Source organism: Chitinibacter sp. S2-10 (genome assembly GCF_046530675.1).
In the GTDB taxonomy this organism is placed as follows: domain Bacteria; phylum Pseudomonadota; class Gammaproteobacteria; order Burkholderiales; family Chitinibacteraceae; genus Chitinibacter.
The window spans coordinates 1,387,029-1,399,922 of record NZ_CP172558.1 but is presented as its reverse complement, the minus strand read 5'-3'; the positions used below and the strand labels follow the sequence as shown (position 1 = coordinate 1,399,922).

Below are 12,894 nucleotides of genomic sequence, written 5' to 3'. Positions count from 1 at the left end.
AAAACGGTAGACGCGGTATCATGGCGGTTTGCTGATACCGCGTTTTCATCATGACCTTATACGTAACCGACACCATCGCCGCCATTGCCACCGCCCCCGGTCGAGGCGGCGTCGGCGTGATTCGCGTGTCAGGCAAATATATTGCGCCGGTGATTGCTGGCCTGCTCGGGCGCGACCAGGCCGCAATGAAGCCGCGCTTTGCGCATTTCGCGCACTTTAAAGCTGCAGATGGCAGCACGCTCGATGAAGGCATTGCGCTGTTTTTCCCGAATCCCGCCTCATTCACCGGCGAAGACGTGCTTGAGTTGCAAGGTCACGGCGGGCCGGTGGTGATGAATATGCTGCTCAAGCGCTGCATTGAGCTGGGCGCACGTCACGCGCAACCGGGCGAATTTACCAAACGCGCGTTTTTAAACGGCAAACTCGATCTGGCGCAGGCCGAAGCCGTCGCCGACATTATCGACGCACAATCAGAAGCCGCCGCCAAATCGGCGCTCAAATCACTCGACGGCGCTTTTTCGCGCGAAGTACACACGCTGGTCGACGAGCTCATTACCCTGCGCATGCTGGTTGAAGCCACACTCGACTTCCCCGAAGAAGACATCGACTTTCTCGAAGCCGCCGACGCGCGCGGCAAACTTGCTGGCATTGCCGCGCAACTGGAAACCACGCTCGCCACCGCCACGCAAGGCAAATTGCTGCGCGAAGGCATGCACGTCGTACTGATCGGCCAACCCAACGTCGGTAAATCCAGCCTGATGAATGCACTCGCCGGTGAAGACGTCGCGATTGTCACCGACATCGCGGGTACAACGCGCGACACGGTGCGCGAGCTGATCCAGCTCGACGGCGTGCCGCTGCATGTGATCGATACCGCCGGGCTGCGTGATACCGACGATACCGTCGAAAAAATCGGCATCGAGCGCACATGGGCGGCGGTCGACAAAGCCGATCTGGCGCTACTACTGCTCGACAGCCGTGAAGGCATTACCGAACACGACCAGAATATTCTCGCCAAATTGCCCACCACACTGAAAGTACTGCGCGTATTTAACAAGATCGATTTAACCGGCGAGGCACCCGGCGAAGTCGCTGAGGATGAAATCCATGTCTCGGCCAAGCAGGGTATAGGCCTGAAAGAATTGCGTAGCAAGCTCCTCAAGCAAATAGGATGGGGAGGTATGAACGATGGTGTTTTCATCGCCCGCGAGCGCCACCTCACCGCCATCCGCGCCGCACGCGAACATTTACACACCGCCGATGCGGCGTATTTGCAAATTGAGATCTTGGCAGAAGAATTGCGTCTGGCGCAAAATTGCTTAAACGAGATTACCGGCGAGTTTACTAGCGACGACTTGCTGGGGGTTATCTTCAGCCGCTTTTGCATCGGCAAATAAGCCCCAAAAAAAACGCCGCGAATTAATCGCGGCGCTCAATAGATATAGGATGGAGACATACATAAACAACCGCAAGCTTGCGCCTGCGATATGCTCTGATCATGCGACCACCACAAACATTAGTCAATACTAATATTTATAACAATATCGGCTAGCACACACCTTTTATCCAAAAACCTATCGGACTGGCTTGTTTTTTCGGTAAAATTGTCGGTTTTTGCATTTGGAGTTGACGGCGATGATTCAGGTCGGCGTAGTAATGGGTAGCAACAGCGATTGGGATGTCATGCAACATGCGGCCAAACAGCTCAAAGCCTTTGGCGTCGAGTTCGAATGCAAAGTGGTTTCCGCACACCGCACGCCCGATCTTTTGTTTCAATATGCCGAAGAAGCCGCAGCGCGCGGTCTGAGCTGCATTATTGCTGGCGCAGGCGGTGCAGCGCATTTGCCGGGCATGCTGGCAGCCAAAACCACGGTGCCGGTGCTGGGCGTTCCGGTTCCTTCCAAATATCTGCGCGGCGAAGATTCGCTGCTGTCGATTGTGCAAATGCCCAAAGGCATTCCGGTCGCGACTTTCGCGATTGGTGAAGCGGGCGCGGCCAATGCCGGTCTGTTTGCCGTCGCGATGCTAGCGGGCAGCAACCCGGCGTTGGCTAAACAACTGAACGACTTCCGCGAAACACAGAAGCAAACCGTGCTGGCGATGGAATTACCGGCAGTAGAATGACCCCCTCCGCGCACAACCAGGACATTCGCCCTTGCTGGTACTTTGTACTGGTCAAGGGCTGTTTGTTTTGGGGAATGACCTGCTCGCTGCTGCTGGCGCTGCTTTGGAATTACAGCGGTGACTACACCATTATTGACGGGGTATTGGCTGCAAACCCAATGGCAATCATTGCTGGCGGGCTATACGGCTTTGGCCAATGGGGCTTTGCACGGCATCAGGCATTTAAAGCAAGACAGGAATTTAAGGAACTGAATGATGAACCATAATGCGACCAAAGTAATTTTGCCTCCCGCCATGCTGGGAATTCTGGGCGGCGGCCAGCTTGGCCGGATGTTTGCTGCTGCAGCCAAGAATATGGGTTACCGCGTCACGGTGCTCGACCCTGACCAGCATGCGCCAGCCGCCGATTTTGCCGATGAGCATTTGTGTCAGTCATTTACCGACCCTGAAGCGCTGCAATACATGGCCGAGCATTGCGCCGCGATCACGACCGAATTTGAAAACGTCAACGCCGACTCGATGCGCTGGCTCGCCGCGCAAGGCGTTCCGGTCTCGCCAAGTGGTGATTGCGTCGCAATTGCACAGGATCGCATCGCCGAAAAAACCTTTATCCGCAATGCCGGCCTCGACACCGCGCCGTTTCTGCCGGTTAAAACCGCAGCGTGTCTCGACGGCGATTTGTCGCCCTACCTGCCCGGCATTCTGAAAACGGCCCGCCTCGGTTACGACGGCAAGGGTCAGGTTCGCGTCAAAACCGCCGAAGAGGCGCGTTTTGCCCACGCCGAAATGAAACACCAGCCCTGCGTGCTGGAAAAAATGATGCCGCTCGTCGCCGAAGTATCGGTTGTCGTCACCCGTACACGCGCCAATGAAGTCGTCAGTTTTCCGGTTGCCGAAAACGAACACGTCAACGGCATTCTCGACGTATCGATTGTTCCGGCGCGGGTTTCTGCTGCCATCACCGAGCGCGCCCGCAGCATGGCGATGCAGCTGGCTGAGAAACTCGATTATGTCGGCGTGATGGCCGTCGAGTTTTTTGTCCTCGAAGGCGGCGAACTCGTCATCAATGAAATGGCGCCACGCCCGCACAATTCTGGTCATTACACGCTCGATGCGACGTTGACCAGCCAGTTCGAACAGCAAGTTCGCGCAATGTGCGGCTTATATCCGGGCAAACCTGACCTGCTCAAGCCGGCCGTGATGGTCAATCTGCTCGGCGATGTCTGGGGTGAAAACGGTTCCGAGCCGCGCTGGGAAGTCTTGATGACCGCGCCGAATACCAAGTTGCACCTGTACGGCAAAAAACAGGCGCGCCCGGGTCGCAAGATGGGGCACTTCAATGTCCTCGCCGACAGCGTCGACGCCGCGCTGGAGCAAGCCAACGCGATTAAAGAAACGCTGTAAATCCATGCTCGCAAGCTGGCTCAGCGCTTATCAAACCCTACTGAGCCCAGCGCGCGACCCAATACGGGCGGCCGGTATGGCCGCCTACATGAAGAATCACTTTACTTTCATCGGCATACCCACCCCATCCCGCCGCAAACTGGTTCGCCATCTTGAACTTCAAGCTAAAAAAGATCTGAACGCCGAGCAAATCATGGGCTTGGCCAACCTACTCTACCAGCAGGCCGAGCGCGAATATCATTATTGCGCCATCGACCTGCTCGCCTGCTGCCACAGCAAACTGACTGCAGCCGAGCTGCCGCAACTCGAAAGCCTGATCGTGACACACAGCTGGTGGGATAGCGTCGATACACTGGCGAGCAAAATCGTCGGCCCGCTGGTACAACGCGAACCCGACCTGATGACACGGATGGACGAACTGGTTTGCGCTGATAATATGTGGCTGCGCCGCACGGCGATTTTGTACCAGCTCGGCGCAAAAAGTGCGACGGACGAGGCACGGCTATTTCACGCCTGCCTTGCCAACGCAGGAGATTCCGATTTCTTTATCCGCAAAGCCATAGGCTGGGCGCTGCGCCAATACGCGCGCATTGCACCCGAAGTGGTACGGCAATTTGTCGCGCAGCATCAACTCTCGCCGCTATCGCAGCGCGAAGCGCTGAAACACCTTTAGGCGGGTTCAATTTGGCGTTTTGGCAACGCCCGATCGAATTGACCCTCATATTTCTTCAAGCTGACAACGACTGCGTTAAGATAAAACACTCCTGACCCCACCGCCGGATCAAATGACCGTTTCCACCCGCTATCAGCTGCGCCGCGCCAATCTGGACGATCTTGCCGAAATCGTGTCCTGGCCACAAACGCCCACCGAGCTGCGTTACCTGTTTCCGCGCGCAAGCTGGCCAGCAGAGCCGCTGAAATTACTCGAACATCTGGCCGGGCACGATGAAGGTTTTGTCGTTTGCGACGCAGGCCGGGTGCTGGGTTTTGCCAGCCTCTACAACCCCAAGCAACAAGGTCGCGCCTGGATAGGCCACCTGATCGTCCATCCGCAAGCACGACGCATGGGCATCGCACGCTATCTGGTCACTGCGTTGACCACCGTTGCCGCTGAATGCTATCGAAGCAGCGAAATGGCGACGATATGCTTTGCCCATAATCAGGGCGCTTACGATTTTTACAGCAAGCTGGGCTTTCGCAACGAAGGCTGGGAAACACGCAGCGATCATCTTGGCGAGCCACTGAAAGTCTATCGACTCAGCAAGGCAATCTGAAGAATACGAAACGAATACCGGCCAGCCTTTCATCACCCTTGCCGCTCAGTCACCGCCACCAACTACGTAGTTCGACTACATCACAAACCAGCAAAAACCAGCAAAAACCAGCAAAAACCTTTGTTTTTGTATGTTTTTTATTTGCAAAACATGTAGTAAATTACCGTTTTTGAACGTAAAATCAGAAACATTCCTACATGCAAATCGATCCGGTAGTGCTATTTTTCTTGCTCGGTTTGGCCGCTGGCTGGGCCAAGTCGGACCTCAAACTTCCCAGCGCGCTGTATGAAACGCTGTCGGTTTTTTTATTGCTCGCCATTGGCATCAAAGGCGGATTGATTCTAGCCAAGCAGCCGGTGCTGACCATCTTGCCGCAGGCCGTTCTGGTGCTGTTGATGGGCGCACTGATTCCCTTGCTGATCTATCCGCTGCTGCGACTTAGGCTCAGCCAGGTCGATTCGGCCAGCATGGCGGCGCATTATGGCTCGGTCTCGGTCGTCACTTACGCTGTCGGGGTGGCTTTTCTGGCACGCCAGGGCATTGATTACGAATCACAAACCACCTTGTTTCTGGTCTTGCTCGAAATGCCCGCCCTGATGGTCGGCGTAGTGCTGGCCAGAATCGGCGCAGGAGCAAGCAAATCCGGACATGGCTGGAGCAAGTTATTGCACGAAGTATTCCTGGGTAAAAGCATGGTGCTGCTGATCGGTGGTCTGCTGATTGGCGCACTGGCAGGGTCGGACGGCATCAAACCGCTGGATAAGCTGTATGTCGATCTCTTTAAACCGGTGCTCACCTTATTTTTGCTGGAAATGGGTCTGGTCGTCGCGGGAAAACTGGGAATTTTGCGCAAACACGGCCTGCTGGTACTCGGTATTGGCATCGGGCTGCCGCTGATACTGAGCTGGGTCGGCATCGCTTTTGGCTTGCTGATGGGTTTGTCGCTCGGCGGACTGACGCTGATGGCCATTCTGGCTGCATCAGCCTCCTATATTGCCGCCCCTGCCGCCATGCGGATGGCCTTGCCCGAAGCCAATCCGGCGCTGTCGCTCGGCGCCGCGCTGGGAATGACCTTTCCGTTTAATATTCTCATTGGCGTGCCGACCTATCTGCAATTTGCACGCCTGGTTGCTTAAGGAATCGACTCATCATGAACTTCCCAACCCGAACACTGCTGACCATCGTGACCGAATCCGTACTCGAAAACGATTTGGTCGAGCTTTTCACCGCCCAGTCTATCCGTGGCTGGACCATTGTTGCTGCCCGCGGCAACGGGGCGCACGGCGAAAAACATGGCAATTTTGACGCCAATGAAAACATTCAGATCGAGCTGATTACCGACACCGCCACCGCAGAACAGCTGGCAATCACGGTGCAGCAACAATTTGGCGCGCACTACGCGCTGGTTCAGTGGCTTAGCGAAGTGCGTGTGCTGCGCGGTGAAAAATTCCAAAGCCTGAATCCATCACAAAACGCCAACTAAGCACAACTTTGCCTTTTCGTCGCCATTGCCTTGCCCACCAATCACTATTTTCGTGGGCAAGGCCCGCGAGTCTGGTTTAGCCGACGCAAGTGCATGCAGGCCGCGCCAGATTCAGGCAAAATACGCCATTAAATCGTCCTAGTGGGCACTGCCCACACTTCCGGAGCAATGATGAGCGGCCTGACTTCTACTAATCTGACCAGCCTGAAAAAAATCTACTCGGGCAAAGTACGCGATCTGTACCAGATCGACGAAACCCGCATGCTGATGATCGCCACCGATCGCCTGTCAGCCTTTGACGTAATTCTGGCCGAGCCGATTCCGGAAAAAGGCAAAATCCTCACCGCGATTTCAAACTTCTGGTTTGATAAACTCAAAGACGTCGTGCCTAGCCACTTCACTGGCGATCAGCCTGAAGACGTGGTGTCAGCCGAAGATCTGCCGCAAGTTCAAGGCCGCGCCGTCGTCTGCAAACGACTGAAGCCTGTTCCGGTAGAAGCGATTGTGCGGGGGTATATCGCTGGCAGCGGCTGGAAAGAATACAAAAAGAGCAATACCGTATGCGGTATCCAATTGCCAGCCGGTCTGCGTGAGGCCGACAAATTGCCGGAACCGATTTTCACACCATCGACCAAAGCTGCGGTGGGCGATCACGACGAAAACATCAGCTACGCGCAGTGCGAAGAAATCCTGGGCGCAGAGCTGGCCGCCAAAGTGCGCGACACGGCGATCTTGCTGTACAAAACCGCCAGCGAATACGCAGCAACGCGCGGCATTATCATTGGCGACACCAAATTTGAATTTGGTCTGGATGAAAACGGTGTGCTGTGCCTGATGGACGAAGCGCTGACGCCTGATTCAAGCCGCTTCTGGCCTGCCGATCAATACCAACCCGGCACCAACCCACCAAGCTACGATAAACAGTTCGTGCGCGACTGGCTGGAAACCACCGGCTGGGACAAAACCCCTCCAGCACCCGCACTGCCAGCAGAAGTTGCAGAGAAAACCGCTGCCAAATACCGCGAAGCGCTGGAAAAACTGACCAAGTAATTGAAAATAATCAAATATCGCCGCCCCGGAAATGTTCTGGGGCGTTTTTGATTGAAACAGCATCAATTAGCGTATCGATCTCAAACCATGGATCTCTCTGCAATTTATCCGACTTTGATTGCAATCTATCAATTAGCATTAGCTCTGAAATACGCCCGCACCGCGCCCATAAAATGTGGTGCATTCCTATCATTTGCTATTGCTCTACTGCCTTTTTGCTTTCAAGCCGATACTTTCCACATCAATTGGAAATACCTACTGCTATTTTCATTCGGTTGGATACTCGCGGGACTCATCTTGTTGCACAAAAATAAAAACCAAGCCGCCAAAGACTCTGCTGACTCCTGAAGGCTAAAATCCTCACGATGATCAAAAGCGAAATCACCAATCTGTCCACCGCCACTGGCGTGATGCGCACTTATGTACACCACCCTGCACTTGAAAAGTGAGTCCAAATGAATCACTGGGAACAGGTCTACACCAGCAAATCGCCCGATGCAGTGAGCTGGTTTCAGCCCAAAGCAGCGCAATCGCTGGCGTGGATAGTCGAATGTGCAGACAAAGACAGCCAGATTATCGACATTGGCGGCGGCGCATCGACGCTGGTTGATGACTTGCTCGCGACCAGTTTCAAACACCTGAGCGTGCTCGATCTGTCCGCCGCTGCGCTCAAAATCGTACAGCAAAGGCTGGGCGAGGCCGCCAAGCAGGTCAACTGGCTGGTCGGCGACATCACCTCGATTGCGCTGCCAGAGCACGCGTACGATGTCTGGCACGACCGGGCCGTGTTTCATTTTCTGACTGAGCCAGCACAACGCGCAGCATATCGCCGGCAGCTCGCTTGCGCACTTAAAAGCAATGGCCAGCTGATTATTGCCACCTTTGCCGCCGATGGTCCTGAAAAATGCAGCGGGCTGCCGGTACAACGTTATTTGGTCGAGCAACTCGCCGCCGAGTTTGCCCCCGAGTTTAGCCTGATCAAATCCGTTGCCGAACTGCACGCAACGCCATTTGGCACACAGCAATCGTTTATTTACTGTCATTTCCAGCGAGAAAACCAATCATGATGATCAAAAGCGAAATCACCGATCTGAACACCGCCACCGGCGTGATGCGCACTTATGTGCACCGCCCTGCCGTGGACGGCCAATATCCGACCATTCTGTTTTATTCCGAAATTTTCCAGCAAACCGGACCGATCGAGCGCGCGGCGAAAATCATCGCTGGCCACGGCTATAACGTCTTGGTGCCGGAAGTTTTCCATGAGCTGAACCCAATCGGCACCGTGCTCGCCTACGACGACGCGGGTCGCGATAAGGGCAACGCCGACAAAATGGCCAAATCGGTCGAAGGTTACGACTCTGATAACGCGGCGATGATTGCGTGGGCGAAACAGCAGCCTTGGCATAACGGCGATTTTGGCGCGATGGGCTTTTGCATCGGCGGCCATCTGGCTTTCCGCGCCGCGCTACAGCCGGAAATCAAAGCGACGGCGTGTTTTTACGCGACCGACTTGCACACCAATGTGATCCCGAATCAGCCCGGTCAGCACAGTATGGAGCGCCTCGCCGATATTGGCGGTGAGTTGCTGATGATCTGGGGCAAGCAGGATCCGCATATTCCGGCGGCAGGGCGTGCGCAGGTTTACCAGCAATTGGTCGCTGCGGATAAAACCTTTACCTGGCATGAATTTAACGGCCCGCACGCTTTTATGCGCGACGAAGGTGACCGCTATGATCCGCAACTGGCGCTCTTGGGCTACCAACTGGCGTTTGATCTGTTCCGCCGCAATCTGAAGTAACTCAGCAGAAACAACTAAGGCAGGGTATTGCCCCATAGGCCAATTTACAAATAGCCTATAGAGCAATACCCTGCCTTGTTATTTTTCACCAGCAAAACGGTGACTTGTTCACTGAAGTCCGGTTCATGACAAAGTACGATAAAACCTTCCCAATCCGAGGGAGGACGTGCCATGAAACGCATCATGAAGCTGCTCATCCCCACGCTCGCACTGATGCTCGCTTTCTTCAGCCCGTCAGTCTGGGCAGAGCGCACAGTGACACAGCGGGAACACCGGCAAACGATAGTTTTAAAACCAAAGGAAACGCTGCTCGTCAAACTGCCTGCCGACCCCAGCACGGGCTATTTATGGTTTTTTGAAGCACTGGAGAATCAAGCGCTGAATCTACTGCAAGACAGGAAATTTACGCCCAGAAAAAAAGGCGAAATCAACCGCCAAGGTGACGCCAGCTGGCGTTTTTCAGCCCAGTCCAAGGGTGAAGTCAAGCTGCGCTTTGAGTATCGCAAGCCATGGCAAGGCAGCGAAGTAGAGCCACTGGATGTTCGTGAGTTCAATATCATTGTCGACGATACAAAAGGCTCTGCCTAAACCTTCTGGCCGCGTCTTGCGGCCATTTTCGTGCCCAGCTCGTGCAGCTGCCCGGCACTGAGCAGGGCTTTGGCGTAGGGATAAATTTCGTCTTCCTCACGCGCCGCATGCGCCGGATAACGCTGGGCAAATTCGGCGGCCAGCTCAGGCGTCAGCTCATTATCATTGCCGGCGACCAAGGCCAGCAGCGCCGCGCGAACCTTCTGCCATAGCAGCCCCAGCTCGTCGTGCTCCGCCATGATTTCACGTATGGCCTGCGCCAGCTCGGGTGTAGCCAGTGGCAGCATTGCGGGGAATAAATCTTCGTCTTCGTCCTGATGATGCAAAGGCGCTGCCACGTCAAAATAGCGCAAAATCGCCGACGCCCCGGCAATCGCGGCGGCATCGGCACCGTTTTTCGCGACGTGGCTGACCAAAGTTTCGGTCAAAGCCGCGTAGTGCCTTACCCGGTCATGGCAGGCGATCAGCATCGCCACCGGCGTTTCAAAGGTGACAGTTTCCGTGGCAAACGGGTTCAGCATGGTCACACTCCAAGGCAATACGGCATTTCAAAGTACGCTTTCGGTGCAGGTTTGCCAAGGGTATTACTACAAATTCGTGTCACCAAAGGTAAAGCACTTGATATCGGGCAGGGCGCAGACCGTCTCAGTGCGCCGCGCAGCAGCTGCACGGCGGCCAAATCAATCAAACCAATCAGATTTGCTCGACAATCGCGTACAAAGCCGTCAGCAACGAGCTGCCCAGCTGCGTTGAGCGCTCGCCATTCCAGCCCACTTCGGGCAACGGGCGATTGGCGGTGTCTTTAAATGGCATTTCCACCGTGTAGGCGAGGCAATCGAACTCGTTGCCAACCCAGTTGGTACCCAAAGTCAGTGTTTCCGGGCCGAATTTGCCGACCTCATAGCCGTGTTCAACCTGGAAATCGGGGCTGGCAAGCAGCCACGCTTTTTTGAACGCTTCCTGCAAATCATGCTGGCGGCACGAGAACGATTCATTGCTCTCGCAACCGGCAACGAAGTTATGCGGAATGCTCTCGTCGCCATGAATATCGAAAAACGCATCGACGCCGACTTGTTTCATTTTTTCGCGCACCCAATACACTTCGGGGCTGCGCTCCAGACTTGGCGTTTGCCATTCACGGTTCAAGTTTGCACCCAGCGCATTGGTACGCAAATTACCGCGCACGCTGCCGTCCGGGTTCATATTCGGCACGACGTAAAACACGCATTTTTCCAGCAGCGCCCGCGCAATCGCGTTTTGCGGATCAAGCAGCGTTTCCAGCAAGCCCTCAACAAACCACTCGGCCATGCTTTCGCCCGGATGCTGGCGCGCCGTGATCCAGATTTTCTTTTTATTGATGCCGTAATAGCCTTTTTGCACGCCAATACGCAGCAAGTCAAACTCATGGCCATCGGGCGTCACGCCCAGTTGCTCAAGCTTCACCCACGGCGCGGCAGTAATCGCATTACCGATCAAAGTCTGGTGGCGCTCCCAGCTATATGGCTCGAAATAAGCAAACCACATGACATCGGTATGTGGCGTGTGTTTGATCGTCAGCGTCTGGCCATCGTATTCGGTCTCGACGCGAAACCAGTTTTCGCGGTCATACGACGCCACCGCCTGATAATCGGGCCAACCATCAGGATAAGCACTCTGCCCTGCATTTTCGATTTTCAGCGTGCAATCAACATCGCGCGCACCGCTCAAACGGAAATGAAACCACTGCGCAAAGTCGGACGCATTATCGGGGCGCAGTTTCAGGCGGATATTGGCGGCATCGGTCGCGTCAACAACTTCAATTGAACCAGAATCAAAATTACTCGTAATTCGAAGCATGGTTTCACTCACTAATATATTGGTAATCAATAACTTTGTTTTCTTTCATTGAAACAATTTGTTTTCCAGAACTTGTACTATTCGCTTCAATATTGAATGTTCGCTCCAATCGCTCAGAAAATATCATCATTGTTTTCGGATCAATTAGTCGGCTAGCGTGGCCTCTTATCCCCTGACTATTCATTGCAACTTTAACCATTGAATTATCATTCTGAGTATTGAGATCTTTTGCAACACCATCTACCAAATCGGAGAGTGCTTCATTATCTGTTGTGTACGCAATATCAATGCGCACGCACATACCAGCTGGACAAGCTTCCCACTTGGTAAATCTCACATTTGTTGAATAATTGAGAGTTAACCCATTCGGCAATGTGTATGGCACTTCAAAGCTAAAATTATCACCAATCCTAAATTTTTCACCGGAAAAGCCAGCGTAACGTCCATTCCATTCTTCTTTTTCTTTGGCCGCCATAGTTTCCTGAGAAATAAGTAGCTTTATCGCTTCAAACGCACTTGCAGGCACCAGATCGCGCACCTTCATCTCTACACGATCAAATCCTTTGATTTCCTCAACAGTACCGTCTTTAGCAATTTTATAATCTACGACCAAATCAGTTAAAGACTTCAATATTACATCATCAACAGACTTGCCATTTTTAGATAGATTAGCCTTGATTAATTTGCTTGAAAATATGTACCCATTATCTATGGAGGTAAATTTTCCTTCAATCACACTATTTACAACATCGGTTACACTGGGTCCACCATTTACATTTTTAACTTTTTCTGAATTAGTAGAAATTATCACTTTTTTCGTCAGCGATGGTTTAAATGAAAAAGTAAAATCACTCGGCAGATCAGTTGCAAAAGCAGACAGATATGCACTAAAAAATAAACCACACAATACAATTTTATTAATATAAATCACTAACAACCCCTAAAAAATAAATACTAATCCAGCGGCGACCAATCGGTGACCGGCTTGAACTCATCATCATCCTCGCTTTTGACAAAGCGCTCGAACACGCTACCGACCGGTGAGGCGAGTAGCGGAATGATGTGGCTGTCGTAATTGGCGATGACATTCACATCGAATTCGCTGTGGTTTTTCGGGTTGTTTAAGTATTTCTGATCTTCGGTGCCCGAGAAAAAGCGCCAGCCGGAATCGCCATCTTTGACTGGCTGTTCACGGTACATCAGCCCGACCGGATAGCCTTCGATGGTGATCTCGTCGCTGGCGATGCAGCTGCCGTGGCCTAGCGCCACTTTTTTGATAATTCGCTCGTCGAGCAGAAACTCTTTCATGGGGTATATCTCGCTAAACTAGATCA

At 53.4% G+C, this 12,894-nt stretch carries 17 protein-coding genes; 13 read left to right on the top strand and 4 right to left on the bottom strand.

The annotated features are described in order from the left end of the window. Positions 1–50 precede the first annotated feature (50 nt). From mnmE to ACG2XO_RS06640, 13 genes are all read left to right on the top strand, one after another. The gene (mnmE, locus tag ACG2XO_RS06700; RefSeq protein ID WP_410500039.1) at positions 51–1,397 is read left to right on the top strand and encodes a tRNA uridine-5-carboxymethylaminomethyl(34) synthesis GTPase MnmE; all 1,347 of its coding nucleotides are present in this window, start codon (positions 51–53) and stop codon (positions 1,395–1,397) included. Between the two features lie 238 nt (positions 1,398–1,635). Beyond that, positions 1,636–2,124: a 5-(carboxyamino)imidazole ribonucleotide mutase gene (gene purE / locus ACG2XO_RS06695; RefSeq protein ID WP_410500038.1), complete on the top strand. Its 489-nt coding sequence runs from the start codon at positions 1,636–1,638 to the stop codon at positions 2,122–2,124. Then, positions 2,121–2,390 (top strand): hypothetical protein, encoded by a 270-nt coding sequence (locus ACG2XO_RS06690; RefSeq protein WP_410500037.1) that lies wholly within the window; start codon positions 2,121–2,123, stop codon positions 2,388–2,390. Before purE ends, ACG2XO_RS06690 begins: the two co-directional genes overlap by 4 nt. Then, positions 2,377–3,528, top strand: a complete 1,152-nt coding sequence (locus ACG2XO_RS06685; protein WP_410500036.1) for a 5-(carboxyamino)imidazole ribonucleotide synthase — start codon at positions 2,377–2,379, stop codon at positions 3,526–3,528. Before ACG2XO_RS06690 ends, ACG2XO_RS06685 begins: the two co-directional genes overlap by 14 nt. Then, positions 3,464–4,201 carry a DNA alkylation repair protein gene (locus ACG2XO_RS06680; RefSeq protein ID WP_410500035.1) on the top strand — a complete coding sequence of 246 codons (738 nt, stop codon included), beginning with the start codon at positions 3,464–3,466 and terminating at the stop codon, positions 4,199–4,201. Before ACG2XO_RS06685 ends, ACG2XO_RS06680 begins: the two co-directional genes overlap by 65 nt. Before the next feature lie 112 nt (positions 4,202–4,313). After that, positions 4,314–4,802 carry a GNAT family N-acetyltransferase gene (locus ACG2XO_RS06675; RefSeq protein ID WP_410500034.1) on the top strand — a complete coding sequence of 163 codons (489 nt, stop codon included), beginning with the start codon at positions 4,314–4,316 and terminating at the stop codon, positions 4,800–4,802. Positions 4,803–4,999: 197 nt separating this feature from the next. Continuing rightward, positions 5,000–5,938 (top strand): sodium-dependent bicarbonate transport family permease, encoded by a 939-nt coding sequence (locus ACG2XO_RS06670; RefSeq protein ID WP_410500033.1) that lies wholly within the window; start codon positions 5,000–5,002, stop codon positions 5,936–5,938. A 14-nt stretch (positions 5,939–5,952) separates the two neighbouring features. Then, positions 5,953–6,285, top strand: coding sequence for a P-II family nitrogen regulator (locus tag ACG2XO_RS06665; protein WP_410500032.1), 333 nt, complete (start codon positions 5,953–5,955; stop codon positions 6,283–6,285). A gap of 171 nt (positions 6,286–6,456) precedes the next feature. Beyond that, complete coding sequence (locus tag ACG2XO_RS06660; RefSeq protein ID WP_410500031.1) at positions 6,457–7,335, top strand: phosphoribosylaminoimidazolesuccinocarboxamide synthase; 879 nt, start codon at positions 6,457–6,459, stop codon at positions 7,333–7,335. Between the two features lie 51 nt (positions 7,336–7,386). Beyond that, on the top strand, positions 7,387–7,683 hold the full coding sequence (locus ACG2XO_RS06655) for a hypothetical protein (RefSeq protein ID WP_410500030.1): 297 nt from the start codon (positions 7,387–7,389) through the stop codon (positions 7,681–7,683). Positions 7,684–7,790: 107 nt separating this feature from the next. Continuing rightward, positions 7,791–8,402 (top strand): class I SAM-dependent methyltransferase, encoded by a 612-nt coding sequence (locus ACG2XO_RS06650; RefSeq protein WP_410500029.1) that lies wholly within the window; start codon positions 7,791–7,793, stop codon positions 8,400–8,402. Further along, positions 8,399–9,136: a dienelactone hydrolase family protein gene (locus tag ACG2XO_RS06645; protein WP_410500028.1), complete on the top strand. Its 738-nt coding sequence runs from the start codon at positions 8,399–8,401 to the stop codon at positions 9,134–9,136. The genes ACG2XO_RS06650 and ACG2XO_RS06645 overlap by 4 nt, the downstream gene beginning before the upstream one ends. Before the next feature lie 171 nt (positions 9,137–9,307). Further along, entirely contained in the window at positions 9,308–9,724 is a 417-nt protein-coding gene (locus ACG2XO_RS06640) for a protease inhibitor I42 family protein (RefSeq protein ID WP_410500027.1), read from the top strand. Here ACG2XO_RS06640 and ACG2XO_RS06635 read toward each other — a convergent pair. From ACG2XO_RS06635 to ACG2XO_RS06620, 4 genes are all read right to left on the bottom strand, one after another. Beyond that, positions 9,721–10,245 carry a hemerythrin domain-containing protein gene (locus ACG2XO_RS06635; protein ID WP_410500026.1) on the bottom strand — a complete coding sequence of 175 codons (525 nt, stop codon included), beginning with the start codon at positions 10,243–10,245 and terminating at the stop codon, positions 9,721–9,723. The two genes, ACG2XO_RS06640 and ACG2XO_RS06635, sit on opposite strands and share 4 nt — an antisense overlap. A gap of 172 nt (positions 10,246–10,417) precedes the next feature. Continuing rightward, entirely contained in the window at positions 10,418–11,560 is a 1,143-nt protein-coding gene (locus ACG2XO_RS06630; RefSeq protein ID WP_410500025.1) for a M14-type cytosolic carboxypeptidase, read from the bottom strand. 4 nt (positions 11,561–11,564) lie between these two features. After that, positions 11,565–12,491 (bottom strand): hypothetical protein, encoded by a 927-nt coding sequence (locus ACG2XO_RS06625; protein ID WP_410500024.1) that lies wholly within the window; start codon positions 12,489–12,491, stop codon positions 11,565–11,567. A 23-nt stretch (positions 12,492–12,514) separates the two neighbouring features. Further along, positions 12,515–12,868 carry a DUF2185 domain-containing protein gene (locus ACG2XO_RS06620; protein WP_410500023.1) on the bottom strand — a complete coding sequence of 118 codons (354 nt, stop codon included), beginning with the start codon at positions 12,866–12,868 and terminating at the stop codon, positions 12,515–12,517. Between the last annotated feature and the right edge of the window lie 26 nt (positions 12,869–12,894).

Excerpts from the sequence above, each read along its gene's own strand:
- ACG2XO_RS06635 (WP_410500026.1), bottom strand. The coding sequence starts at position 10,245 with ATGCTGAACCCGTTTGCCACGGAAACTGTCACCTTTGAAACGCCGGTG.
- mnmE (WP_410500039.1), top strand. The coding sequence starts at position 51 with ATGACCTTATACGTAACCGACACCATCGCCGCCATTGCCACCGCCCCC.
- ACG2XO_RS06650 (WP_410500029.1), top strand. The coding sequence starts at position 7,791 with ATGAATCACTGGGAACAGGTCTACACCAGCAAATCGCCCGATGCAGTG.
- ACG2XO_RS06690 (WP_410500037.1), top strand. The coding sequence starts at position 2,121 with ATGACCCCCTCCGCGCACAACCAGGACATTCGCCCTTGCTGGTACTTT.
- ACG2XO_RS06645 (WP_410500028.1), top strand. The coding sequence starts at position 8,399 with ATGATGATCAAAAGCGAAATCACCGATCTGAACACCGCCACCGGCGTG.
- ACG2XO_RS06675 (WP_410500034.1), top strand. The coding sequence starts at position 4,314 with ATGACCGTTTCCACCCGCTATCAGCTGCGCCGCGCCAATCTGGACGAT.
- ACG2XO_RS06660 (WP_410500031.1), top strand. The coding sequence starts at position 6,457 with ATGAGCGGCCTGACTTCTACTAATCTGACCAGCCTGAAAAAAATCTAC.
- ACG2XO_RS06630 (WP_410500025.1), bottom strand. The coding sequence starts at position 11,560 with ATGCTTCGAATTACGAGTAATTTTGATTCTGGTTCAATTGAAGTTGTT.
- ACG2XO_RS06680 (WP_410500035.1), top strand. The coding sequence starts at position 3,464 with ATGTCCTCGCCGACAGCGTCGACGCCGCGCTGGAGCAAGCCAACGCGA.
- ACG2XO_RS06670 (WP_410500033.1), top strand. The coding sequence starts at position 5,000 with ATGCAAATCGATCCGGTAGTGCTATTTTTCTTGCTCGGTTTGGCCGCT.
- ACG2XO_RS06665 (WP_410500032.1), top strand. The coding sequence starts at position 5,953 with ATGAACTTCCCAACCCGAACACTGCTGACCATCGTGACCGAATCCGTA.
- ACG2XO_RS06685 (WP_410500036.1), top strand. The coding sequence starts at position 2,377 with ATGATGAACCATAATGCGACCAAAGTAATTTTGCCTCCCGCCATGCTG.
- ACG2XO_RS06620 (WP_410500023.1), bottom strand. The coding sequence starts at position 12,868 with ATGAAAGAGTTTCTGCTCGACGAGCGAATTATCAAAAAAGTGGCGCTA.
- purE (WP_410500038.1), top strand. The coding sequence starts at position 1,636 with ATGATTCAGGTCGGCGTAGTAATGGGTAGCAACAGCGATTGGGATGTC.
- ACG2XO_RS06640 (WP_410500027.1), top strand. The coding sequence starts at position 9,308 with ATGAAACGCATCATGAAGCTGCTCATCCCCACGCTCGCACTGATGCTC.